Origin of the sequence: Mesorhizobium sp. BR1-1-4 (assembly GCF_020165375.1) — a bacterium.
Classification (GTDB): domain Bacteria; phylum Pseudomonadota; class Alphaproteobacteria; order Rhizobiales; family Rhizobiaceae; genus Mesorhizobium; species Mesorhizobium australicum.
In genome coordinates this window covers 68,569-89,680 of sequence record NZ_JAIUIB010000001.1, presented here as the reverse complement: position 1 = coordinate 89,680, position 21,112 = coordinate 68,569, and the positions used below count along the sequence as shown (strand labels likewise).

The following is a 21,112-nucleotide window of genomic DNA, read 5'->3' as shown; positions in this document are numbered from 1 at the left end:
CCTGCGCGAAGCCGGCTTTAAGCCGCCGGCTGTGCCTCGATGGTGCGTAGCGCCTGCATCTGGCGCTTGGCGGCGGCCTTGACCGCATCCTGCACCTTCTCGAAGGCGCGCACCTCGATCTGCCGCACGCGCTCGCGGCTGATGTCGAACTCGGCCGACAGTTCCTCGAGCGTCAGCGGCTCCTCGGCGAGGCGGCGCGCCTCGAAGATGCGCCGCTCGCGATCGTTGAGCACGGCCAGAGCGCCCGACAGCATGCCGCGCCGGTTTTCCAGCTCGTCCTGCTCGATCAGCATCTCTTCCTGGCTTTCGTGGTCGTCGACTAGCCAGTCCTGCCATTCGCCGGACTCGCCTTCCGTCGCCCGGATCGGCGCGTTGAGTGACGCGTCGCCGGACAGACGGCGGTTCATCGACACCACTTCGGCCTCGGAAACGTTCAGCCGCGTGGCGATCTCGGCGATCTGGTCGGGCTTGAGGTCGCCATCGTCCAGCGCCTGGATCTTGCCCTTCACCTTGCGGAGATTGAAGAACAGACGCTTCTGGTTGGCGGTCGTGCCCATCTTGACCAGGCTCCACGAGCGCAGGATGTATTCCTGGATCGAGGCCTTGATCCACCACATGGCGTAGGTGGCGAGGCGGAAACCGCGCTCGGGTTCGAATTTCTTGACGGCCTGCATGAGGCCGACATTGCCTTCCGAGATCACTTCGCCGATCGGCAGGCCATAGCCGCGATAGCCCATGGCGATCTTGGCGACGAGCCTCAAATGGCTGGTGACGAGCTTGTGCGCGGCCGTGGTGTCTTCATGCTCGGCGTAACGCTTGGCGAGCATGTACTCTTCCTGCGGCTGAAGCATGGGAAAGCGGCGGATTTCTTCCAGATAGCGGCTGAGGCCGCCTTCACCGGAAACGATACTGGGTAATGACTGGGCCATGATAGCGCCCCCTCTCTATTGGAGTGATGCCCCCGAAACGCGGCAGGCATGTGACGCGAACACCAAAAGGCTCGCTCGCGACAACAGATCTTATACAGGAACAAAACCAGAAAAGACAGGCATTTGTTCAACACGAAACAGTGTGTCACGCTGAAGTGAACAATGCCACTCAGGTTTTTTGATGGCAGGTTCACAGCTTGCGAAAGCCGCCGACGAGTTCCTCCATGTCGCCCGGTAACGGCGCCTCGAACCTCATCGTTAGATGGGTAGTCGGGTGCCGAAATGCAAGGAGCCATGCATGCAAAGCTTGCCGGGAAAATGCCTCGACCTGGCGTTTCAGCGGTTCGGGCAGCCGATTGGCCTTGGTGCGGAAGGCTAGCCCGTAGTCCGGGTCGCCAATCACGGGATGGCCGATATGGGCCATGTGGACGCGGATCTGGTGGGTGCGACCGGTTTCCAGCCGGCATTCGACGAGGCTAGCGGCAGCGAATTCCCGCTGGCCCTCGCCGAAACGCTCCTGCACGGCAAAACGGGTGACCGCGTGGCGTGCGTCGTCGCGGCCTTCCGGCACCACGGCGCGGCGAACCCGGTCGGAGGCGCGGCCAAGCGGTGCATCGATCGTTCCGGTCGGCCTCTGCGGTATGCCCCAGACCAGCGCCAGGTAGGCGCGCTCGAGATCGCCGGTCAGGCCGTGGTCGGCGAACGCCTCCGACAGAGCCTTGTGGGCACGGTCGGTCTTGGCGACCACCATGACGCCGCTGGTCTCCTTGTCGAGGCGATGGACGATGCCCGGGCGGCGCACCCCGCCAATGCCTGACAGGCTGTCGCCGCAATGATGAATCAGCGCATTGACCAGCGTGCCGGTCCAGTTGCCGGCGCCGGGGTGCACGACGAGCCCCGCCGGCTTGTTGATGACGATCAACTCGTCGTCTTCGTAGAGCACGTCGAGCGCAATGTTCTCGCCCTGCGGCTGCGCCGGCTCCGGTTCCGGCATGGCTACGGACACATTTTCGCCCGCGCGCATCTTGCGCTTGGTTTCGGCGACCGGCTTGCCGTCGATGACGACGGCGCCTTGCCTGATCAGCATCTGCACGCGACTGCGTGACATGTCCGGGCCAAGGGCTGCCGCCAGCCACTGATCGAGCCGTTGGCCGGCCGCATCCGCGCCGGCGACCAGCAAGGTGGGCGCGGCCTCTATCAACAGGTCCTCTATCAATTCGGGGGCCTCTTCGCTATGAGCGCTCATCGAAAAACCATTCCGGAATGTTTGCCATGGCCCGGCCCGATGCCGATGAAGAGCAGGAAAAGCCGCTCGCCCCCGAAGTCGACAAGCTGCGCGGCAAGCTCATCCGCTTCATGGCCATCAATCTCGGCCTGCTCTTTCTGGCTCTTATGGTGGTGATCGCGGCGATTGTCTACAAATCACGCAAAGCAACGCCGGTGAGCCCGCCGCTGGCCGGCGACGTCCAGGTGCCCGCCGGCGAACCGCTCAGCGGGGACATCGTGCTGCCGGTTGGCGCCAAGGTGGTCGGTCAGTCACTGTCGGGCAGCCGCCTTTCGATCGACGCCGAGCTTGCCGACGGCAGCCGTGCGATCTTCGTCTACGATATCGCCGAGCGCCGCCTGATTGGCCGTTTTGCGATCCGCAACAAATAGGCAGGCGCCAATGCGGCAAACACATTTGCCACGGACATGACCGGCTTCGCCGAACATCGTCGTGTCGCGACAGTGGCGCTGGTCGTCGCCAGCTATGACGAGGCGATCGCCTGGTATGTCGAGCGGCTGGGTTTTACGCTGACGGAGGATATCGATCTCGGCGGCGGCAAGCGGTGGGTCACGGTCGCGCCGTCAGACGGGCAGGGCGCCAGGCTGCTGCTGGCCGAGGCGTCCGACGAGACGCAGAGGAAAAGCATCGGCAACCAGACCGGCGGCCGGGTTTTTCTCTTCCTCGAAACCGACGATTTTGCCGGCGACCATGCAGCGATGCTGGACAAGGGCGTCGAATTCCGCGAGGCGCCGCGTCACGAAGCCTATGGCACGGTGGCGGTTTTCGCCGATCTGCATGGCAATCTGTGGGACCTGATCCAGCCGAAACGGTAACGCGGGGGCGGCTTTTCATTCGATGCGGCAAAGCCGCCGAACCCCAGTTGCTTTTTCCCGGCCGTCAGCCTATATCGCCCCTTCTTGAGCGCGCCCATCGTCTAGCGGTCAGGACACCGCCCTCTCACGGCGGGAACAGGGGTTCGATTCCCCTTGGGCGTACCAGGCAACGGTCCTGTCGTTGACCTCCAGACAATCCTGCAGTTTCGGACCCGTCCCGCATGGGCTCCGCATACATCGAAAGAGCACGCAAAGCCTGCGAGAGCCCGGGCTTCCCATACCCCGAATCCACCCAATTTAAGTCAAGCCGCGACGCTTGAAAGCACTGCGATCCCTGATACTTGCGGTGCGGGAATAGCTTTCGCGGCAACGCGGGTTTCGGGTCGGGTAGAGTTTGGAATGGCCTCTGTTGGGACGACATGCACGCACTGCCATGGCGGTGGAAAGGTTTTCGACTGCTCGAGATGGCGTACCTCAAAAGGGTATTGCTGCCCGCACGGGACACATCAAAGCGGTTGCCCGGGAAAGACCATGATATGCGCGCAGTGTGCCGGGCTTGGAACGATACCAGAAACCGAGTTCAGGGCCGTCGCGTAGGCCGTCATATCGCGACAATCATGGAGTTCGCGGCCATCTATTCCTAGCCTTGCGGGTGGGGACGGCAGGCAGGTTAAGGTTTGGTTTACCAATAGCCTGTCTACTGGGGACAATTCGCTTTCAGCCTGCGACCACGGATGTACTGGCGCAGTTGTCGAGGCGGAAAGGAAAGGTCGGCTCCGTGCCGGCCTTTTTGCTTTTTCGGGCTACATGGCTCGCATCGGCCAGGCGCCAGGGCGGCTTCGCAGTCGGCTTTCTTCGAACAACTTTTTGGCAAGGGATATTGTCATTGCCCATGTCGGCTCTACCATCGATCACAGCAGTCCGGCGGGTTGCCGGACCGTCGTGACGATGAGGGCTTGCGATGAAACGTGCTGCAAAACTGGCGATTGCGGGTGTGATGTCGGCAGGTGTCGTATGCGCATCTGCCGCAACGCTCAACACTATGGACGATGTCGGGACCGCGATCCAGTCCTGCTGGACACCGCCTGCCGGTGCCGGAGATTCGACTGTAACCCTGAGTTTCAGTTTCAAGCGCGACGGTACTCTGATAGGGCCGCCGCGACCAACCGCCGCCAAGGTGGCTGGCGACGACAAGGCACGTAAGGCGTTCATCGATGCGGCAATAGCGGCGGTGAAGAATTGCACGCCGCTGAGTTTATCGCCGGAGCTGTCGCAAGGGATTGCCGGCAACGTGTTCACGCAGCAATTCGTTTCGCCCAAGCAATAGCGGTAGCGCCCAAAGAACGCCTGCCATGGAGCGGGCATCGGCACGGGTGTTCGTCGAACCGGAGAACCGGGTCGGGTGTCGTTTCCCCCGATCGCCGCAGATCAATGGCTCAGGCGCCGTGCTTCGGCATGCCGTGCCAGATCCGGGGTCTCGAAGACGTAGTCGCTCCAGGCCGATTCCGGAATCTGCCCGGCCAGATAGCACTCCAGCAACAGGTTTTGCTCTGGGTTGAGCGGCCGTGGGGCACGCCCGTGATCCAGCCCGAGGGAGTGAAAAAGGTTTCTTGTCAGCTCCGATACGGTGAAATGCATCGACATCGCGCGTTCTCCTTTGCGCCTCAACGCAGCAGTACGGGCAAAGGTTTCAGTGCCGGACACCGGTAACGCCTGATTGATCGCAGGCTCGACGCATCGGCCCGCCGACGGCCGCCCAGCTCCAGTCGATCGAGGCCGGCCAGCGGACGGTGCGTGTGGTCGGCCCCGCCTTTTTCCCGGCTGAATGACCCCACGAGCATTCTCGCGGAAACGGCAGTCTTCGGAACAGGGCCCGCTTCCCGGCGTTGTGGTCGATATCAGGCAGGGAGAAGCGCCATGGCCACGTTCAGGGAAATGCGGGTACTGGAGATCGTCGAAGACGGCTCCCTGACTACCGACCAGAAGATCGCCGAATTGCGCAAGATCGAGTCCGAGGCGCGCGGGCTGCAACGGGCGGCGTCGGAGAGCCCGATGGGCGACGATGACGGCTGGCAGGACGATCTGCGCCAGGTTCGGCTTGCTCTCGACAAGCTCGGCGCCAACGAACCGAGGAAGGGCGCGGCAACGCTATAGAGCCGAACCGTTCCAAAGCACGTCGCGTCGAAGCGGATTCAGGCGCCGCGCTTTAGGTCTTTGTTTTTATGCATTAGTCGCAAACCATGCGAACTCTTTGGCCGGGAGCGCTTACGTTCCTGCATGCCAATTGTTTTTCGGGGCCCGATGACGGAGGAGAGGGCGGTGACGCCCTGGTCTGAGACCGTCTGTGAGGCGCTGGCTTAACGACCCTGCGCTCGTAAAACTGCCCAGGAGGCTGGGGTGGACCCGGAAAGGCGCTGTTGTCGACCTGCGGCTGGTAGTCGACATTGGGCGGCGGCCGGTCCCAGATTCGCCTGGCGTCGAGCGGCCGCGGAATAACCACCGTGCCGTCATAGCTGCGAGAGCAGCCGCCGCCGAAAAGCAGCGCCACGCCCAGCAAGAAAGGCCCTATCCGTCCGTACATTAGCAACACCCCTGTGCATGCTTATAGCGCGGCCTTGCTCCGCACCACAACCGGACGGAATAACGCAGCAGGAACAGGCCGGTTGCGCCGTTAAGGTTAGCGGATCGTTAATGCTTCTGCGGCACATTCCGCCGACGGACCGCGGAGGGAGGGTTCGGCCTTGATTTTCGGGGTGGGGACAGCATGGCGGAATCGGACGAAGCAATCGGCGTGCGCGGCAAGCGCAAGCCCGGCAAGGCAGCCGCGCCTGGCGGCGATGGGCCATCCGGCGTCGACATGGATTGCGCCGACGCGCTGCGCCAACTCGTCGAAGCGGGCTCGGACTGGATTTGGGAAACCGACGCGGAATTGCGCTTTTCCTGGCTTTCCCAAGATTACCAGGCGGCAACCGGTATCGATCCGGCAATGGTGCTTGGCCGGTTCCGCTTCGATTTTCTCAATCAGGTCCTGAAGGGCAACCGCGGTGCGGCGGCGCATCTGGAGGATTTGCAGGCGCACCGGCCGTTCCGCGACTTCGTCTACGAACTGAAGGGGGGCCGCCCCGACTGCAGCTGGGTGCTGACGTCAGGCTTCCCGCGTTTCGACAGCGAAGGAAAATTCGTCGGCTATCGCGGCCTGGGCCGCAACGTCACCGCGCTGGCCAGCGCCTTCGAGGCCATGCAGCCGGCGGCTGGCGGCGATGCCGTCCAGCATCTCGCCGATCTCGAGCGGACGATGGATGCCATGCATATGGGCGTCGTGCTTCTGGACGCCAGGCTCGATACGCTCATCGTCAACAAGGCCTACCGCGATCTCTCCAGGATTCCGGACGGGGCCGTGACGGTAGGCGCGCCGTTCAGCCTGCTGATGGAACTCAATCGCCGCAACGGCATCTATGGCGACATCGACGAAGAGCAATGGCAGCGCTACCTCGCCACGCGCATCGAAGAGATCAAGGCCGGCACCGTCGCACCTCGGGAGTTTGCCCACACCGACGGGCGCACCATGATGTTCTCCGTCACGGCTCTGTCGGGAGGCAAACGCCTGCTGACCTACTATGAGGTCACCGAGGTCAAGCGGCGGGACGCCGAAATCGAGAATGCCAACGCCAAGATAGCCGAGACTTTCGCCAATCTCCGCACCATGGTCGATCAGATGCCGATCGGTGTTCTTGTCCTCGATGCCGACATGCGTGCCGAGGTCATCAACCGCGCCTTTTACGATTTCTGGCAGATCGACGCCCGGCGCGCCGAGACCGGCTGCAGCTTCCTCGATCTGATGGAAGCCAGCCGCGACATCGACCCGTATGGTTCGGACGACGCGACATGGCACCGGCATGTCGCCGAACGCGAGGCTGAAATCAGAGCCGGCACAGCTGGAGCGAGGCAGTTCCCGCGCAATGACGGCAGGACGCTGATCTCGTCGATGGCGCCGCTGGCCGGCGGCAAGCGGTTCATTTCCTATGTCGATGTCACCGACATGAAGGATCGCGAGGCCGAACTTGCCGAAGCGCTGGAAAAGGCGCGGCTGGCGGAAGCAGTAATCAACGGGGTCAAGGATCCGATCTTCGTCAAGGACGACAATCTGCGCTTCGTCTTTGTCAACGAGGCCTTCGCGGCGCTGTTCAAGCAGGCGCCGCAAGCCATGCTTGGCAGGCCGGGAAGCGATTTCCTCGGGCCGGACGAGGTCGCGCTGTTCGAAAGCAGCGAACGCGAGGTGCTGGCCGGCGGACAGCAATACGAAGTGGAAGAAAGCTTCGAGGCCGGCGGCGGCACCCGTTCGCGTATCGTCAGGAAGAACCGCGTCCGCATGGCAAGCGGCCGCGACTATGTCGCCGGCTTTCTGTTCGACATCTCCGACATGAAACGGCGCGAGACCGAAGCCGAAGATGCGCGCAAGCATCTCGCCAGCGTGTTGGAATCGCTGCCGGCGGGGGTCATCATCTACGACCGCGACGACAAGTTCGTCTTCGCCAACCACAGGCTGCAGGATACGTTGCCGGCGCTGAAGCCTTTCTGGCAGCCCGGCCGCACCTTCCGCGAAGCGCTGGAGTTCGGCCATTCGGTGGGTTATTTCCGTTCGAGCGGCGATCCTGGGATCGACAGCCTGTACGTAGGCGATTCCGAACGCTGGCTTGACGGCATCCTGGCGCGTTACCGTCTGCCGAATTCCTCCTATGAGCGCCTCAATGCCGATGGCCGCTGGTACCAGGTCTACGACATGCGCACAGGCGACGGCACGTTCATCGGGGTGCGCGTCGACATCACCGACCTCAAGAGCCGCGAGGCGGCGCTTCATGACTCGATGCGCCAGATCGATCTCTTCCGCCATGTCATGGACGAGTTGCCGGTAGCCGCCTTCATCAAGGCGCAGGACCTGAGCATCGAATTCGTCAACAAGGCCTGGTGCGCGCTGACCGGTCTCGCCAAGGACGACGTCATCGGCCGGACCGACCGTCAGCTGTTCAACGGCGAGGAAGCGGAGGGCTTCAGCCAGGACGACACCGATGTCGTGACGAACGGCAATGTGCGCGAGGTCGAGGAGCCCGTCACTCATCGTGACGGAACGGTGCGGCAGTTGATGACGCGCAAGAGCCGCCTGGTGGCCACGGACGGATCGGTGCATCTGGTCGGATCCAGCACCGACATCACCGATGTCAAGGCGCGCGAGCAAGCTCTGGAAGAGAGCATGCGCGAGAACGAGGTGTTCCGCAGCCTGATCGACAACGTGCCGGTGTCGATCTACGCCAAGCGCTCCGATCTCAGGCAATTCTATGTCAACAAGGGCTGGTGCGATCTCACCGGCTTCAGCAAGCAGGAGGCGATCGGCAAGACCGACGTCGAGATCTTCGGGCCGGATGGCGAGGCCTTCGTGGCCAGCGATCTCGCCGTGCTGCGTACAGGCGAAACCCAGGAGATCGAGGAGACGGTGCGCCTTCCAGACGGCAGCGTCAGGCATCAGTTCGCCCGCAAGGGCGCAATGATCGCCTCCGACGGTTCGCTCTACCTGATCGGTTCGACCACCGATATCACGGAACTCAAGCAGCGCGAGGCGGAGCTCAGCGAGGCGCGCCGGCGCGCCGTGCTCGCCGACCGCGCCAAGTCGGAATTCCTCGCCAATATGAGCCACGAGATCCGCACGCCGATGAACGGCGTACTGGGCATGGCTGAACTCCTGGCCAAATCCAATCTCGATCCGAAGCAGAAGACATTCACCGACATCATCGTCAAATCGGGCAACGCGCTCTTGACCATCATCAACGACATCCTGGATTTCTCCAAGATCGATGCCGGCCAGCTGGTGCTCGACCCGGCGCCCTTCAATCTCGCCGAGGCGATCGAGGACGTGGCGACGCTGGTGTCGACACGGGCCAAGGAAAAGGATCTCGAGCTCATCGTGCGCATCGAGCCGCGGCTCGAAAGCCTGTTCATCGGCGATGTCGGCCGCATCCGGCAAATCGTCACCAACCTGCTCGGCAATGCGGTGAAGTTCACCGATGAAGGCCACGTGCTGGTCGACGTGACCGGCGAACGGGTTCCAACGGGAACCAGGCTGACGATCTCGGTCACCGATACCGGCATAGGCATCCCCGAGGAAAAACTGAAACTGGTGTTCGAGAAATTCAGCCAGGTCGATACGTCCTCGACAAGGCGCCACGAGGGCACCGGGCTTGGCCTTGCCATCACCTCGCGGCTGGTCGACCTGATGGGCGGCGACATTGGCGTCGAGAGCGCCGAAGGCAAGGGGTCGACCTTCTGGTTCACCGTAACGTTGCCAGGGGCCGGGCAGCAGAGCGGGCAGCGCATCACGCCGGTGGACGTGACGGGCGCACGCGTGCTGATCGTCGATGACAACGCCGTCAACCGCGCCATCCTGACCGAGCAGATGACCTCGTGGACGTTCGATTCCTGCGCGGCCGAAAGCGGCGCCGAAGGTCTCAAGGTGCTGATCGCCGCGGCAGCTTATGGCGTGGCGGTCGACTGCGTCGTGCTCGACTACCAGATGCCTGAAATGAGCGGCGCCGAAATGGCGCGTATCGTGCGCAACACCGAGGGCCTCGCGGACACGCCGATCATCATGCTGACATCGGTCGACCAGTCGCTTGCCAACACCAGCTACCGCGATCTTGGCATCGACGCCCAGCTGATCAAGCCGGCGCGCTCCTCGGTGCTCCTGGAAACGCTAGTCGCGACCATCCAGCGCCATCGCCACGCCACCAGCGGCCACGCCGTTCAACCGCTCGCGGGCGAGGCGCCCGAGGCGTCCCGGCCGCCGCCCCTGGCACCATCCGAGCAGCGCGCACAATTGCAGCCGCCACAGGTTCGCCCCAGGCTGCCCGCGACGGCCGGCGGGCACAGGCTGGATATCCTGGTAGCCGAGGACAATGAGGTGAACCAGATGGTGTTCACGCAAATCCTCGGCGAGACCGGCTATGGTTTCGAGATCGTCGGCAATGGCCGCAAGGCGCTCGACGCCTTCGGCACGCTCAATCCGTGCATGATCCTGATGGACGTCTCGATGCCGGAGATGAGCGGTCTCGAAGCGACGGCCGCGATCCGCCTGCTGGAGCAGGAGACCGGCACGCATGTGCCGATCGTCGGCGTCACCGCGCACGCGCTCAAGGGCGACCGCGAGCGCTGCCTGGAGGCGGGCATGGACGACTATCTGCCCAAGCCGATCAGTCCCAGGGCCCTGCTCGAGAAGGTAGAGCGCTGGGTCGGCGCCGGCCGTCAGGTCCACCGCAACGCGGGATAGAGCCCGCGTCGCCTGGATTGCGGGATCAGCGGGAGATTCGCTGCTACCGCTGCGTGCAATGACTATGGTGCGATCGCGCCATATCAAAGGCGGCGTCCAGCCGGAACAATAGCGAAATCGAATTCCGCTCTTCTCAGTTACGGGCGGGAGCAGCGACCGCCTGCAAGAAACAGTGTCACTCTACCCCAACGGACCTGTTTTTGGCGATGGCCCGGCCATGACACGCTCTGGCTGCGAGCAACGCGCTCCCGTCCGGATTTTCTTCATTTGGGAAAAGCCTGGTCGAGTCCGTGGTGATTCCAGCCGTCGGACGGCTCAAGCCCCTGATTCCGGCGGCAAACTCGGACCGCGCCGCGAGCGCCCGAGACCGGCGTCTTTCGCGTTGCCGGCAACGCGTTACCGGGCTGACATGAAACTGTCATGCGACTGTTATAATCGAAGGCTATTGGCCTCAGCGGGCGCCGGCAAGAAGTGGCGCCGAGAGACCATCTTCCGAACAGGAGCAGGCCACATGAGACATTTCATCCGCTCGGCGGCCGTTGCGATTGCAATGGCTGCGGCGTCCACCCTCACCCTTTCCGCAGCAATGGCAGCTGACCTTTCCGGCGCCGGCTCGACCTTCATCTATCCGGTGTTCGCCAAATGGGCCGACACCTACAAGAAGGACACCGGCATCGGCCTCAACTATCAGTCGATCGGTTCGGGCGGCGGTATCAAGCAGGTCATCGCCAAGACCGTGACCTTCGGCGCCACCGACAAGCCGATGTCCGACGCCGATCTGGAAAAGAACGGCCTCGTGCAGTTCCCGATGGTGATGGGCGGCATCGTGCCGATCGTCAACCTCACGGGCATCAAGCCGGGCGAACTCGTCCTCGACGGCAAGACGCTGGCCCAGATCTATCTCGGCGCGATCACCACCTGGGACGATGCCGCGATCAAGGCCCTGAACCCGAACCTTAAGCTGCCGTCGACCGCTATCGCCGTCGTTCATCGTTCGGACGGCTCGGGCACGACCTTCAACTTCACTGACTACCTCGTGAAGCTCTCGCCCGACTGGAAGGACAAGGTCGGCTCGGATACGGCCGTCGAATGGCCGACCGGCGTCGGCGCCAAGGGCAGCGAAGGCGTTGCCAACACCGTCAAGCAGACCGACGGCGGCATCGGCTATGTCGAATATGCCTATGCCAAGCAGAACAATCTCTCCTACTCCAAGATGCTGAACGCCGCCGGCAAGGTCGTCGAGCCGTCGCTCGAATCCTTCGGCGCGGCTGCTTCGAACGCCGACTTCAAGGGCGCCAAGAACTTCAACGTCATCATCACCAACGAGCCGGGCGACGCCACCTGGCCGATCGCTGCCTCGACCTGGGTGCTGATCCACAAGACCCCGGACGATGCCGCAGCCACCGGCGAAGCGCTCAAGTTCTTTGCCTGGGCCTACAAGGACGGCAAGGAAACCGCCAAGGCGCTCGACTATGTGTCGATCCCCGATAGCGTCGTCGACCTGATCAAGGCTTCGTGGAAGGCCGACATCAAGGCCGACGGCAAGCCCGTCTACGCCGGCGAGTAATATCTTTCTGGAGGAGCGCCGCCCCGCGGCGCTCCTTTTCAATCAACACAAAGAGCCGAGCTTGACATGAGCGCTGCCCACGAAGCCTTGCCAGCCATTCGAGGTTCACGCGACGCCACCGTCAGACGGTTCGCGTTGACCGATTCGATCTTCCATGGGCTGACCCGCGCCGCCGCCATTCTCGTGCTGGTGCTGCTCGGCGGCGTCGCCATCTCGCTGTTCGCCGGTTCCTGGCAGGCACTGTCGACCTTCGGCTTCTCCTTTCTGACCACCGAGAGCTGGAATCCCGTCACCGAGAAATTCGGCGCCCTGGCGCCGATCTATGGCACCATCATCACTTCGGCCATCGCCATCCTGATCGCTGTGCCGCTCGGCATCGGCATCGCCATTTTTCTTACCGAGCTTTGCCCGCGTCCGCTTCGGCGCCCGATCGGCATGGCGGTGGAACTGCTGGCCGGCATTCCTTCGATCATCTACGGCATCTGGGGCCTGTTCGTGCTGGCACCGTTCCTGCAGACGACAGTGCAACCTTTCATCATCAACGTGTTCCACGGCATTCCCGGCCTTAACAGCCTGTTTGCCGGGCCTCCTTATGGCATCGGCCTGCTGACCTCGGCGATGATCCTGGCCATCATGATCCTGCCTTTCATCACCTCGATCACCAAGGATGTGTTCGATACGGTGCCGCCGGTGCTGAAGGAGTCCGCCTACGGCATTGGCTGCACGACCTGGGAGGTAACACGCCGGGTCGTCGTCCCCTACACCCGCATCGGCATCATGGGCGGCGTCATGCTTGCGCTCGGCCGTGCACTCGGTGAAACCATGGCGGTCACCTTCGTCATCGGCAACGCCCACCGGATCAGCGCCTCGCTGTTCGCGCCGGCAACGACGATCTCGGCAACCATCGCCAACGAATTCACCGAAGCCGTCGGCGATCTCTACACTTCCTCGTTGGTGGCGCTCGGCCTGATCCTGTTCGTCATCACCTTCCTCATCCTTGCCATCGCCCGCTACATGCTGATGCGCATCGATGCCCGTACCGGAGTCTGACCGATGTCGACAGCCGCATCGCTTCACCAGAGCCGCAAGCGCAAGAACGGCGTGATGATGACGCTCTGCGTCGTCGCCGCCGGCATCGGCCTTGCCTGGCTGGCGCTGATCCTCGGCGCGCTGCTCTATAAGGGCCTGTCGGGCGTTTCGCTCTCAGTGTTCACGGAAATGACCCCGCCGCCCGGTGATGCCGGTGGCCTGCTCAACGCCATCTACGGCAGCATCGTGATGACTATTATCGGCATCGTCGTCGGCACGCCGATCGGCGTGCTGGCCGGCACCTACATGGCCGAATATGGCCGCTTTTCGAAGCTCACCACCGTGGTGCGCTTTATCAACGACATCCTGCTGTCGGCGCCCTCAATCATCATCGGCCTGTTCGTCTACGAATTGATGGTACGGCCGATGGGGCATTTCTCGGCCATCGCCGGTGCCGTGGCACTGGCCATCCTGGTCATTCCCGTCGTGGTGCGTACCACCGAGGACATGCTCAACCTTGTGCCGAACGCTTTGCGCGAGGCCGGCACGGCGATTGGCGCGCCGCGCTGGGTGGTGATCCGTTCGGTGGCCTACCGCGCGGCGATGTCCGGCATCGTCACCGGCATATTGTTGGCCATTGCCCGCATTTCCGGCGAGACGGCGCCGCTACTCTTCACAGCGCTCAACAACCAGTTCTGGTCGAGCAATCTCAATGCGCCGATGGCCAGCCTGCCGGTGACCATCTTCCAGTTCGCTCTCAGCCCTTACGAGGAGTGGCAGCAACTGGCGTGGACCGGCGCACTCATAATCACATTGACGGTTCTCGCGCTCAGCATCTTTGCGCGCAGCCTGACCGGACGCAGAGAGGACAAATGAGCCAGATGTTGTCTCCAGACATGACGATTGCGACAGAGGCAGCCGCCAAGGCGAAGATCGAGGTCAAGAACCTCAATTTCTACTACGGCCAGTCGAAGGCGCTGAAAGACATCACCTTGTCGCTGCCCGAGCGCAGCGTGACGGCCTTCATCGGACCGTCGGGTTGCGGAAAGTCGACGCTGCTGCGCGTCTTCAACCGCATCTACGAGCTCTACCCCAAGCAGACCGCCGAGGGTCAGGTGCTGCTCGACGGCCAGAACGTTCTCGACCGCTCGCAGGACCTCAACCTGTTGCGCACCAAGATCGGCATGGTGTTCCAGAAGCCGACGCCGTTCCCGATGTCGATCTATGAGAACATCGCCTTCGGCGTCCGCCTCTACGAGAAGATCGGCAAGGCCGAGATGGACGGCCGTGTCGAGCAGGCGTTGAAACGCGCCGCGCTGTGGAACGAAGTCAAGGACAAGCTCAACGCCAGCGGCCTCAGCCTGTCGGGCGGCCAGCAGCAGCGGCTTTGCATCGCCCGCACCGTGGCGGTCAAGCCGGAGGTCATCCTGCTCGACGAGCCGGCCTCGGCGCTCGACCCATTGTCGACCGCCAAGATCGAGGAATTGATCGACGAGTTGCAGGCCGACTACACGATCGTCATCGTCACCCACAACATGCAGCAGGCCGCGCGCGTCTCGAAGCAGACGGCTTTCATGTATCTGGGCGAGCTGGTCGAATTCGACAAGACCGAGAAGATCTTCACGTCGCCTCGCGAGAAGCGCACGCAGGACTACATCACCGGCCGCTTCGGCTGATCTCACGCATACGAGGACCAGGATCATGGCCGAACACACAGTCGCAGCCTTCGACGAGGATCTCGGACAGATCAGCAAGCTGATCAGCGACATGGGCGATCTCGCCGGCACGATGGTCGGCGGCGCCACCAAGGCGCTGCTGAATTCCGACAACGCGCTGGCACAGCGCGTCGTCTCCGACGACGCCATCATGGACGCGCGCCAGCGCGAACTCGATGATCGCGCCATCACCCTGATCGCCAAGCGCCAGCCGATGGCCGACGATCTGCGTCATGTCGTCGGCTCGATCCGCATGGCGGGCGATCTCGAACGCATCGGCGACCTTGCCAAGAACATCGCCAAGCGCGTCGGCTCGGTCGGCCTCACCGCCACGCCGCGCGACTTGTCGCATTCCATCGACTCCATGGCGCAGCTGGTGCTGATCCAGGTGCAGGGCGTCGTCGAGGAATATGCGGCCGGCGATGCCGCCGCCCTCGCCAAGCTCAGGAATGACGACGAACGCATCGACGTCAAATACACTTCGGTCTTCCGCGAACTCCTGACTTACATGATGGAGGATCCCCGCAACATCACGGCTTGCACGCATCTTTTGTTCTGCGCCAAGAATCTCGAACGCATCGGCGACCATGTGACCAACATCGCCGAGAATGCGTATTATGTGCTGACCGGCACGCAACTGCCCGCCAACCGTCCGAAGCAGGACGAGACGGCGATGTCGGTGCCGGCGGCTTGACGGCAGGGATGATCGATCGATGATCGCGCCACGCATCATGGTGGTGGAGGACGAGGAGCCGCTAGGCGTGCTCCTCCGCTACAACCTGGAGTCCGAGGGTTACCAGGTCGAGGTGGTGACACGCGGCGACGAAGCCGAGATACGCCTCCAGGAAAACGTGCCCGACCTGCTGGTGCTCGACTGGATGGTGCCGGCGGTTTCCGGCATCGAACTCTGTCGGCGCCTGCGCATGCGGCCCGAGACGGAGCGATTGCCGATCATCATGCTGACGGCGCGCGGCGAGGAGAGCGATCGCGTGCGCGGCCTCTCGACCGGCGCCGACGACTATCTGGTCAAGCCGTTCTCGACGCCGGAATTCATGGCCCGGGTCAAGGCGCTGCTGCGCCGCGCCAAACCGGAAGTGCTGTCCAGCGTGCTCAAGGTCGGCGACATCGTGCTCGACCGCGAATCGCACCGGGTCTATCGCAAGAAGAGCGAGATCCGGCTCGGACCGACCGAGTTCAGGCTGCTCGAATTCATGATGCGCCATCCTGGCCGCGTGTTCTCGCGCAGCCAGTTGCTCGACAATGTCTGGGGCGAGACGATCTACATCGACGAGCGCACCGTGGATGTGCATGTCGGGCGCCTTCGCAAGGCGGTCAACAATGGCCGCATGCCCGATGTGATACGCACCATCCGTGGCGCAGGCTACGCGATTCGCGAGGACTGAGATCAGGCCACGTTCTTGCCGGATCTCACCTGCACACCCGGCGCGAAGATCTCCTGGTCGACGAAGGTGAGCGCGCGCATGGCGCAGCCCTCGCGGATCAGCGGCAATTCGTTCGGCTCTGTATCGAAGGAAATCGACGTCGAATGCTGGCCGCCGGCGGTCTGGGCGATGGCCTCGCGCAAGGCCGGCTCGATCAGATCGAAGGCGGCGGCGCTGACGCCGACCATCGCAACGGGCGCCGGATCGATCAGCGCGAACAAGCTGCCAAGGCCATAGCCCAGCGCCTCGCCGGCCTTGCGATAGGCCTCGCGCTCCGGTCCGTCTCTTTCGCGCGCCGTGGCCGCCAATGCGCGCATGTCGGCGTCGCTGACGTCGACCGGTTTGGCGTCCTCACCCATCTGTCCTGCATTACGCCAGATGGCATAGTTGCCGGCATAGGCCTCGACGCAGCCGCGCCGCCCGCAGCGGCAGAGCGCGCCGCCCGGGCGATGGATCATGTGGCCGAACTCGCCGCCGGAGGAATGGGTGCCGGTGAACAGCTCGCCCTTCAGCACCAGGCCCATGCCGATGCCGTGCGAGAGCAGGATGGCGATGAAGTCGTCGCGGTAGCGCTCGGGGTCGCGCCAGCGCAGCGCCACAGCCATCATGTTGCAGTCGTTCTCCATGGTGGCGGGGATGCCGAATTCGGCTTCGAGTATATCGGCGAAGGCAATGTCCGTCTGCGGCGTGATCGGCGACCACAGCATGGCGCGCGCCTCGGTGTCTGTGATGCCCTGGATCGCCAGCGCGATGCGGGCAATGCTGGCGACATCGAGGTCGGGATCCTCGAGGCGGCGCCGGACGATGGCCACGCATTCGCCGATCAGCGCCTCGCGCGACATGGTCAGCGTGTCCAGCCGGCGCTGCTCCTCCGATATCACCTGGCCGGCGTAGTCGATGACGGCGACGGAGAGGAAATTCAGCGACAGCACCACGGTCATGACCGCCGCGGCCTCGGGGTTGAGACAAAGGCCCACCTGCGGCCGGCCGCGTTTCAGTGAGCCGGCCTCGTTCGGCTTGCCTTCGCTCAGGATACCTTCGCCGATCAGGTCGGCTGATATCGCCGATATGGTCGAGTGGCTGAGGGCGGTAGTAGCGGCGATCTCGGTGCGCGAGGGCTGGCCACCCCGGCGCACGGCTCCAATCACCATTGCGCGGTTGCGCCGGCGCAGATCGTCGTGGCGGATTCCGACCGACATCATTCCCTCCCCGTCGCCGTGGTTCTTGACGCCCCCTCGAACACCTCCGGCAACGGGTCGAATACTGGCAGAAGCGGCTGGGGCTGTCATTTATTTATTGCGGGGCTCGAAAAAAGGCTTCTGGCACCTCAAAATGCGTCAGAATCAATGTTGACAGTGCTCAGGCGATGGACCAGTGTTTTTTCGAGGCTCGAAAAAATAGGGCCTTTGTGCCGGCCTTAGGGCCAGTTTGGTCGCGCCACACGCGGGCGCAGGGAGGATATCATGAAGAGATTCACAGTCGCCATTCTGGCGGGTGTCGCCATGTCGCTGACGCTGGCGTCGGTCGCGCAGGCGAAGGGCAAGGTCATCGGCGTGTCGTGGTCCAACTTCCAGGAGGAGCGCTGGAAGACCGACGAGGCGGCCATGAAGAAGGCGATCGAGGCCGCGGGCGACAAGTACATTTCCGCCGATGCGCAGTCCAATCCCGGCAAGCAGCTGACCGATGTCGAGAGCCTGATTTCGCAGGGTGCCAATTCGCTGATCATCCTGGCGCAGGACGCGTCGGCCATCGGCCCGGCGGTACAGAAGGCGCTCGACGAGGGCATTCCGGTCGTCGGCTATGACCGGCTGATCGAGAACAAGGACGTCTTCTACCTGACCTTCGACAACAAGGAAGTCGGCCGCATGCAGGCCCGCGAAGTGTTCAAGGTGAAGCCTGAGGGCAATTACGTCTTCATCAAGGGCTCGGGCGCCGATCCGAATGCCGACTTCCTGTTCTCGGGCTCGATGGAAGTGCTGAAAGCGGCCATAGACAGCGGCAAGATCAAGAATGTCGGCGAAGCCTATACAGACGGCTGGCTGCCCGCCAACGCCCAGAAGAACATGGAACAGTTCCTCACCGCCAACGACAATAAGGTCGACGCCGTGGTCGCCGCCAATGACGGCACCGCCGGCGGCGTCGTCGCGGCGCTGACGGCGCAGGGGCTCGCCGGCACCGTGCCGGTCTCCGGCCAGGACGGCGACCACGCCGCGCTCAACCGCATCGCGCTCGGCACCCAGACCGTATCCGTGTGGAAGGACGCGCGCGAACTCGGCAAGAACGCCGCCGAGATCGCCTCGCAACTCGCCGACGGCAAGAAGATGACCGACATCGCCGGCGTGAAGGACTTCACGACGCCTGGCGGCAACACCGTAAAGTCGCTGTTCTTGACCCCGGTGGCCATCACCAAGGACAATCTCAACCTCGTCATCGACGCCGGCTGGATCAAGAAGGACGAAGTCTGCACGGGCGTTGCCGCGGGCAGCGTCGCGGCCTGCAACTGAGCTTGATCGCCTGAAAAATCGGAAACGCCGCGGCGTGGAACGGTCAGTGTTCTGAACACTGGCCGTTCCAATTTCCTTGTCTTCGCAATTCCGGACAAAAACCCTTACGCACTTTTCCTGGAATTGCTTCCAAGCCGCGGCGTTTTCCCGACAAGATTTGTGTTTCCGCCGCTGGCGGCTAACTTCTGGGCTCTGGTCCGGCTCCGCGTCAGACGGCAAGCCGCTGGGAGGACATCATGACCGACACGACCTCAACCTCGCAGGCCGATACGGCGCGTGCGTCGGAACTCGGCGCGGTCGCGCGTTTCCTGAAGGCGACCGAGATCGATACCCGCATGCTCGGCATGATCGGCGCGCTGCTGCTGATCTGGGTCGCGCTGCATGTGATTTCGAGCCTGCGTCTTGGTGTCAATCCGCTCGATTTCGACAGCCGCACGTTCCTCACGCCACGCAATCTGTGGAACCTGTCGGTGCAGACGTCCGCGGTCGCCATCATGGCCTGCGGCATGGTGCTGGTCATCGTCATGCGCAACATCGACCTGTCCGTCGGTTCCGCCGAGGGCTTGATCGGCATGGTCATGGGCTTTGCGCAGGTACATTTCCTGGTTCGGTTCGTAGGACTTGAACTCGGCAACCCATGGATCTGGGTCCTGGCACTGGTGATCGGTCTGGCGCTCGGGCTTTTGATCGGCGCCTTCCAGGGCTTCGTCATCGCCTATCTCGAAGTGCCGGCCTTCATCGTCACGCTGGGTGGCCTGCTGGTCTGGCGCGGCGCCGCCTGGTGGGTCACGTCAGGCCAGACGGTGGCACCGCTCGACGCCACGTTCCAGCTTATGGGCGGCGGACCGGCCGGATCGATCGGCGCCACCTGGAGCTGGGTCGTCGGCATCGTCGCCTGCCTGGCCGTCGTGTTCGCGCTGTTCAACGGGCGGGTCCAGCGCAAGCGCTTCCGCTTCCCCCTGCGGCCGATCTGGGCCGAGACGCTGCTCGGCGTCGTCACCTGCGCCGTCATCATGGGCGCGGTCTGGCTAGCCAACTCCTATCCATGGCCGATCGGGATCGTGAACCGGTACGCGGCCGCCAACAACATCACCGTGCCGGAGGGCGGGCTGTTCATCGCCCACGGCATCGCCATACCGGTGCTGATGGCGGTCGCCGTCGGTCTGGTCATGACCTTCATCACCAACCGCACCCGTTTCGGCCGTTATGTCTTTGCTATCGGCGGCAATCCGGAAGCGGCCAATCTCGCCGGCATCAACACGCGCTGGATCACCATGAAGGTGTTCATGATCATGGGCGTGCTGGCCACGATCGCCGCCGCCATTTCGTCGGCCCGGCAGAACTCGTCCACCAATGTGCTGGGAACATTGGATGAGCTGCTGGTCATTGCCGCGGCCGTCATCGGCGGCACCTCGCTTGCCGGCGGCTCGGGAACCATCATCGGCGCCATGCTCGGTGCATTGCTGATGCAGTCGCTGCAGTCGGGCATGGTGCTGCTCGGTGTCGATTCGCCGTTGCAGAGCATCGTCGTCGGCGCCGTGCTGGTCATCGCCGTCTGGCTCGACACCGTCTATCGCAAGCGGGTTTAGGGATACGACCATGGCTGACAAAACCGCTCCCGTAAGGGCCCTCACAACTGCGCCCACTGGCACGCCGCTGGTCGACATGCGCAACATCTCGATCGCCTTCGGCGGCATCCGCGCCGTCGACGACGCCTCGATCGATCTTTTCCCCGGCGAGGTCGTGGCACTGCTCGGCCACAACGGCGCCGGCAAGTCGACGCTGATCAAGATCCTGTCCGGCGCCTACAAACGCGATGCGGGCCAGATCTTCGTCAATGGCGAGGAGGCAGCGATTTCCAACCCGCGCGACGCCAAGAAATACGGTATCGAGACGATCTACCAGACGCTGGCGCTGGCCGACAATGTCGATGCCGCCGCCAACCTGTTCCTCGGCCGCGAACTGATGACCGCCTGGGGCACGCTCGACGACGTCGCCATGGAGGCCGAGGCGCGCAAGGTGATGGGGCGGCTCAATCCCCGCTTCCAGCGCTTCAAGGAGCCGGTGATCAAGCTGTCAGGCGGTCAGCGGCAATCGGTGGCGATCGCCCGCGCGATCCTGTTCAATGCCCGCATCCTGATCATGGACGAGCCGACGGCGGCACTTGGGCCCCAGGAAACCGCCCAGGTCGGCGAGTTGGTCAGGCAGCTCAAATCCGATGGCATCGGCATCTTCCTGATCAGCCACGACATCCACGACGTGTTCGAGCTGGCCGACCGTGTCTGCGTGATGAAGAATGGCCAGGTGGTCGGTACCGCCCGCACGACTGACGTCACGCAGGACGAGGTGCTTGGGATGATCATCCTGGGCAAATGTCCTCCAGGTGCCATACCGGGGCCGGGCGCGCTGAAGATCGCCGCCTGAGGCCGGTCAGGCCGCTTCGGGCACGCCCCGTTGCCGGTCACGTGATATGCCAGTGATCACGATGGTGTGGCCTGACCATTGTGTTGG

General features: G+C 63.3%; 18 protein-coding genes and 1 tRNA gene. 15 read left to right on the top strand and 4 right to left on the bottom strand.

Annotated elements, in window-relative coordinates:
• Positions 1-17: 17 nt before the first annotated feature.
• Both rpoH and LB571_RS00420 read right to left on the bottom strand, forming a co-directional pair.
• Positions 18-929: an RNA polymerase sigma factor RpoH gene (gene rpoH / locus LB571_RS00425; RefSeq protein WP_015315375.1), complete on the bottom strand. Its 912-nt coding sequence runs from the start codon at positions 927-929 to the stop codon at positions 18-20.
• Positions 930-1,119: 190 nt separating this feature from the next.
• Positions 1,120-2,175: an RluA family pseudouridine synthase gene (locus LB571_RS00420; RefSeq protein ID WP_015315376.1), complete on the bottom strand. Its 1,056-nt coding sequence runs from the start codon at positions 2,173-2,175 to the stop codon at positions 1,120-1,122.
• A gap of 26 nt (positions 2,176-2,201) precedes the next feature.
• Between LB571_RS00420 and LB571_RS00415 the strand changes: the two genes are divergently transcribed.
• The 4 genes from LB571_RS00415 to LB571_RS00400 all read left to right on the top strand — a co-directional run bounded on the left by LB571_RS00415 (position 2,202) and on the right by LB571_RS00400 (position 4,356).
• On the top strand, positions 2,202-2,585 hold the full coding sequence (locus LB571_RS00415; RefSeq protein WP_015315377.1) for a hypothetical protein: 384 nt from the start codon (positions 2,202-2,204) through the stop codon (positions 2,583-2,585).
• Between the two features lie 36 nt (positions 2,586-2,621).
• On the top strand, positions 2,622-3,029 hold the full coding sequence (locus LB571_RS00410) for a VOC family protein (RefSeq protein WP_015315378.1): 408 nt from the start codon (positions 2,622-2,624) through the stop codon (positions 3,027-3,029).
• Positions 3,030-3,119: 90 nt separating this feature from the next.
• Positions 3,120-3,194: transfer RNA gene (locus tag LB571_RS00405), tRNA-Glu, on the top strand.
• Between the two features lie 796 nt (positions 3,195-3,990).
• Positions 3,991-4,356, top strand: a complete 366-nt coding sequence (locus LB571_RS00400; RefSeq protein WP_140720097.1) for a hypothetical protein — start codon at positions 3,991-3,993, stop codon at positions 4,354-4,356.
• Between the two features lie 101 nt (positions 4,357-4,457).
• Here LB571_RS00400 and LB571_RS00395 read toward each other — a convergent pair whose 3' ends face one another.
• The gene (locus LB571_RS00395; RefSeq protein ID WP_140720378.1) at positions 4,458-4,673 is read right to left on the bottom strand and encodes a hypothetical protein; all 216 of its coding nucleotides are present in this window, start codon (positions 4,671-4,673) and stop codon (positions 4,458-4,460) included.
• A gap of 273 nt (positions 4,674-4,946) precedes the next feature.
• On the opposite strand from LB571_RS00395, the gene LB571_RS00390 reads away from it, so the two are divergent.
• The 8 genes from LB571_RS00390 to phoB all read left to right on the top strand — a co-directional run bounded on the left by LB571_RS00390 (position 4,947) and on the right by phoB (position 16,058).
• Positions 4,947-5,183, top strand: a complete 237-nt coding sequence (locus tag LB571_RS00390; RefSeq protein ID WP_224591521.1) for a hypothetical protein — start codon at positions 4,947-4,949, stop codon at positions 5,181-5,183.
• Positions 5,184-5,793: 610 nt separating this feature from the next.
• On the top strand, positions 5,794-10,344 hold the full coding sequence (locus tag LB571_RS00385; protein ID WP_224591520.1) for a PAS domain-containing protein: 4,551 nt from the start codon (positions 5,794-5,796) through the stop codon (positions 10,342-10,344).
• A 511-nt stretch (positions 10,345-10,855) separates the two neighbouring features.
• Complete coding sequence (pstS, locus tag LB571_RS00380; protein ID WP_224591519.1) at positions 10,856-11,911, top strand: phosphate ABC transporter substrate-binding protein PstS; 1,056 nt, start codon at positions 10,856-10,858, stop codon at positions 11,909-11,911.
• Positions 11,912-11,977: 66 nt separating this feature from the next.
• On the top strand, positions 11,978-12,961 hold the full coding sequence (gene pstC / locus LB571_RS00375) for a phosphate ABC transporter permease subunit PstC (protein WP_140712709.1): 984 nt from the start codon (positions 11,978-11,980) through the stop codon (positions 12,959-12,961).
• 3 nt (positions 12,962-12,964) lie between these two features.
• Complete coding sequence (gene pstA, locus LB571_RS00370; RefSeq protein WP_140662985.1) at positions 12,965-13,816, top strand: phosphate ABC transporter permease PstA; 852 nt, start codon at positions 12,965-12,967, stop codon at positions 13,814-13,816.
• Complete coding sequence (gene pstB / locus LB571_RS00365) at positions 13,813-14,616, top strand: phosphate ABC transporter ATP-binding protein PstB (protein WP_140509733.1); 804 nt, start codon at positions 13,813-13,815, stop codon at positions 14,614-14,616. The genes pstA and pstB overlap by 4 nt, the downstream gene beginning before the upstream one ends.
• A gap of 25 nt (positions 14,617-14,641) precedes the next feature.
• Complete coding sequence (phoU, locus tag LB571_RS00360; protein ID WP_140662983.1) at positions 14,642-15,349, top strand: phosphate signaling complex protein PhoU; 708 nt, start codon at positions 14,642-14,644, stop codon at positions 15,347-15,349.
• 19 nt (positions 15,350-15,368) lie between these two features.
• Positions 15,369-16,058 (top strand): phosphate regulon transcriptional regulator PhoB, encoded by a 690-nt coding sequence (phoB, locus tag LB571_RS00355; RefSeq protein ID WP_010911896.1) that lies wholly within the window; start codon positions 15,369-15,371, stop codon positions 16,056-16,058.
• Positions 16,059-16,060: 2 nt separating this feature from the next.
• On the opposite strand, the gene LB571_RS00350 is transcribed toward phoB, so the two are convergent.
• Positions 16,061-17,296, bottom strand: a complete 1,236-nt coding sequence (locus tag LB571_RS00350) for an ROK family protein (RefSeq protein WP_140662981.1) — start codon at positions 17,294-17,296, stop codon at positions 16,061-16,063.
• Positions 17,297-17,560: 264 nt separating this feature from the next.
• On the opposite strand from LB571_RS00350, the gene xylF reads away from it, so the two are divergent.
• The 3 genes from xylF to LB571_RS00335 all read left to right on the top strand — a co-directional run bounded on the left by xylF (position 17,561) and on the right by LB571_RS00335 (position 21,025).
• The gene (xylF, locus tag LB571_RS00345; RefSeq protein ID WP_015315389.1) at positions 17,561-18,601 is read left to right on the top strand and encodes a D-xylose ABC transporter substrate-binding protein; all 1,041 of its coding nucleotides are present in this window, start codon (positions 17,561-17,563) and stop codon (positions 18,599-18,601) included.
• 236 nt (positions 18,602-18,837) lie between these two features.
• Entirely contained in the window at positions 18,838-20,190 is a 1,353-nt protein-coding gene (locus LB571_RS00340; RefSeq protein ID WP_015315390.1) for a sugar ABC transporter permease, read from the top strand.
• A 10-nt stretch (positions 20,191-20,200) separates the two neighbouring features.
• The gene (locus tag LB571_RS00335) at positions 20,201-21,025 is read left to right on the top strand and encodes an ATP-binding cassette domain-containing protein (RefSeq protein WP_015315391.1); all 825 of its coding nucleotides are present in this window, start codon (positions 20,201-20,203) and stop codon (positions 21,023-21,025) included.
• The last annotated feature ends 87 nt before the right edge of the window (positions 21,026-21,112 follow it).

Bases quoted from the DNA above. Each gene is read 5' to 3' on its own strand.
- pstB (WP_140509733.1), top strand. From the start codon at position 13,813: ATGAGCCAGATGTTGTCTCCAGACATGACGATTGCGACAGAGGCAGCC.
- pstA (WP_140662985.1), top strand. From the start codon at position 12,965: ATGTCGACAGCCGCATCGCTTCACCAGAGCCGCAAGCGCAAGAACGGC.
- LB571_RS00390 (WP_224591521.1), top strand. From the start codon at position 4,947: ATGGCCACGTTCAGGGAAATGCGGGTACTGGAGATCGTCGAAGACGGC.
- LB571_RS00400 (WP_140720097.1), top strand. From the start codon at position 3,991: ATGAAACGTGCTGCAAAACTGGCGATTGCGGGTGTGATGTCGGCAGGT.
- LB571_RS00340 (WP_015315390.1), top strand. From the start codon at position 18,838: ATGACCGACACGACCTCAACCTCGCAGGCCGATACGGCGCGTGCGTCG.
- phoB (WP_010911896.1), top strand. From the start codon at position 15,369: ATGATCGCGCCACGCATCATGGTGGTGGAGGACGAGGAGCCGCTAGGC.
- LB571_RS00420 (WP_015315376.1), bottom strand. From the start codon at position 2,175: ATGAGCGCTCATAGCGAAGAGGCCCCCGAATTGATAGAGGACCTGTTG.
- LB571_RS00395 (WP_140720378.1), bottom strand. From the start codon at position 4,673: ATGTCGATGCATTTCACCGTATCGGAGCTGACAAGAAACCTTTTTCAC.
- pstS (WP_224591519.1), top strand. From the start codon at position 10,856: ATGAGACATTTCATCCGCTCGGCGGCCGTTGCGATTGCAATGGCTGCG.
- LB571_RS00335 (WP_015315391.1), top strand. From the start codon at position 20,201: ATGGCTGACAAAACCGCTCCCGTAAGGGCCCTCACAACTGCGCCCACT.
- rpoH (WP_015315375.1), bottom strand. From the start codon at position 929: ATGGCCCAGTCATTACCCAGTATCGTTTCCGGTGAAGGCGGCCTCAGC.
- LB571_RS00415 (WP_015315377.1), top strand. From the start codon at position 2,202: ATGGCCCGGCCCGATGCCGATGAAGAGCAGGAAAAGCCGCTCGCCCCC.
- pstC (WP_140712709.1), top strand. From the start codon at position 11,978: ATGAGCGCTGCCCACGAAGCCTTGCCAGCCATTCGAGGTTCACGCGAC.
- LB571_RS00410 (WP_015315378.1), top strand. From the start codon at position 2,622: ATGACCGGCTTCGCCGAACATCGTCGTGTCGCGACAGTGGCGCTGGTC.
- phoU (WP_140662983.1), top strand. From the start codon at position 14,642: ATGGCCGAACACACAGTCGCAGCCTTCGACGAGGATCTCGGACAGATC.
- LB571_RS00350 (WP_140662981.1), bottom strand. From the start codon at position 17,296: ATGTCGGTCGGAATCCGCCACGACGATCTGCGCCGGCGCAACCGCGCA.
- xylF (WP_015315389.1), top strand. From the start codon at position 17,561: ATGAAGAGATTCACAGTCGCCATTCTGGCGGGTGTCGCCATGTCGCTG.
- LB571_RS00385 (WP_224591520.1), top strand. From the start codon at position 5,794: ATGGCGGAATCGGACGAAGCAATCGGCGTGCGCGGCAAGCGCAAGCCC.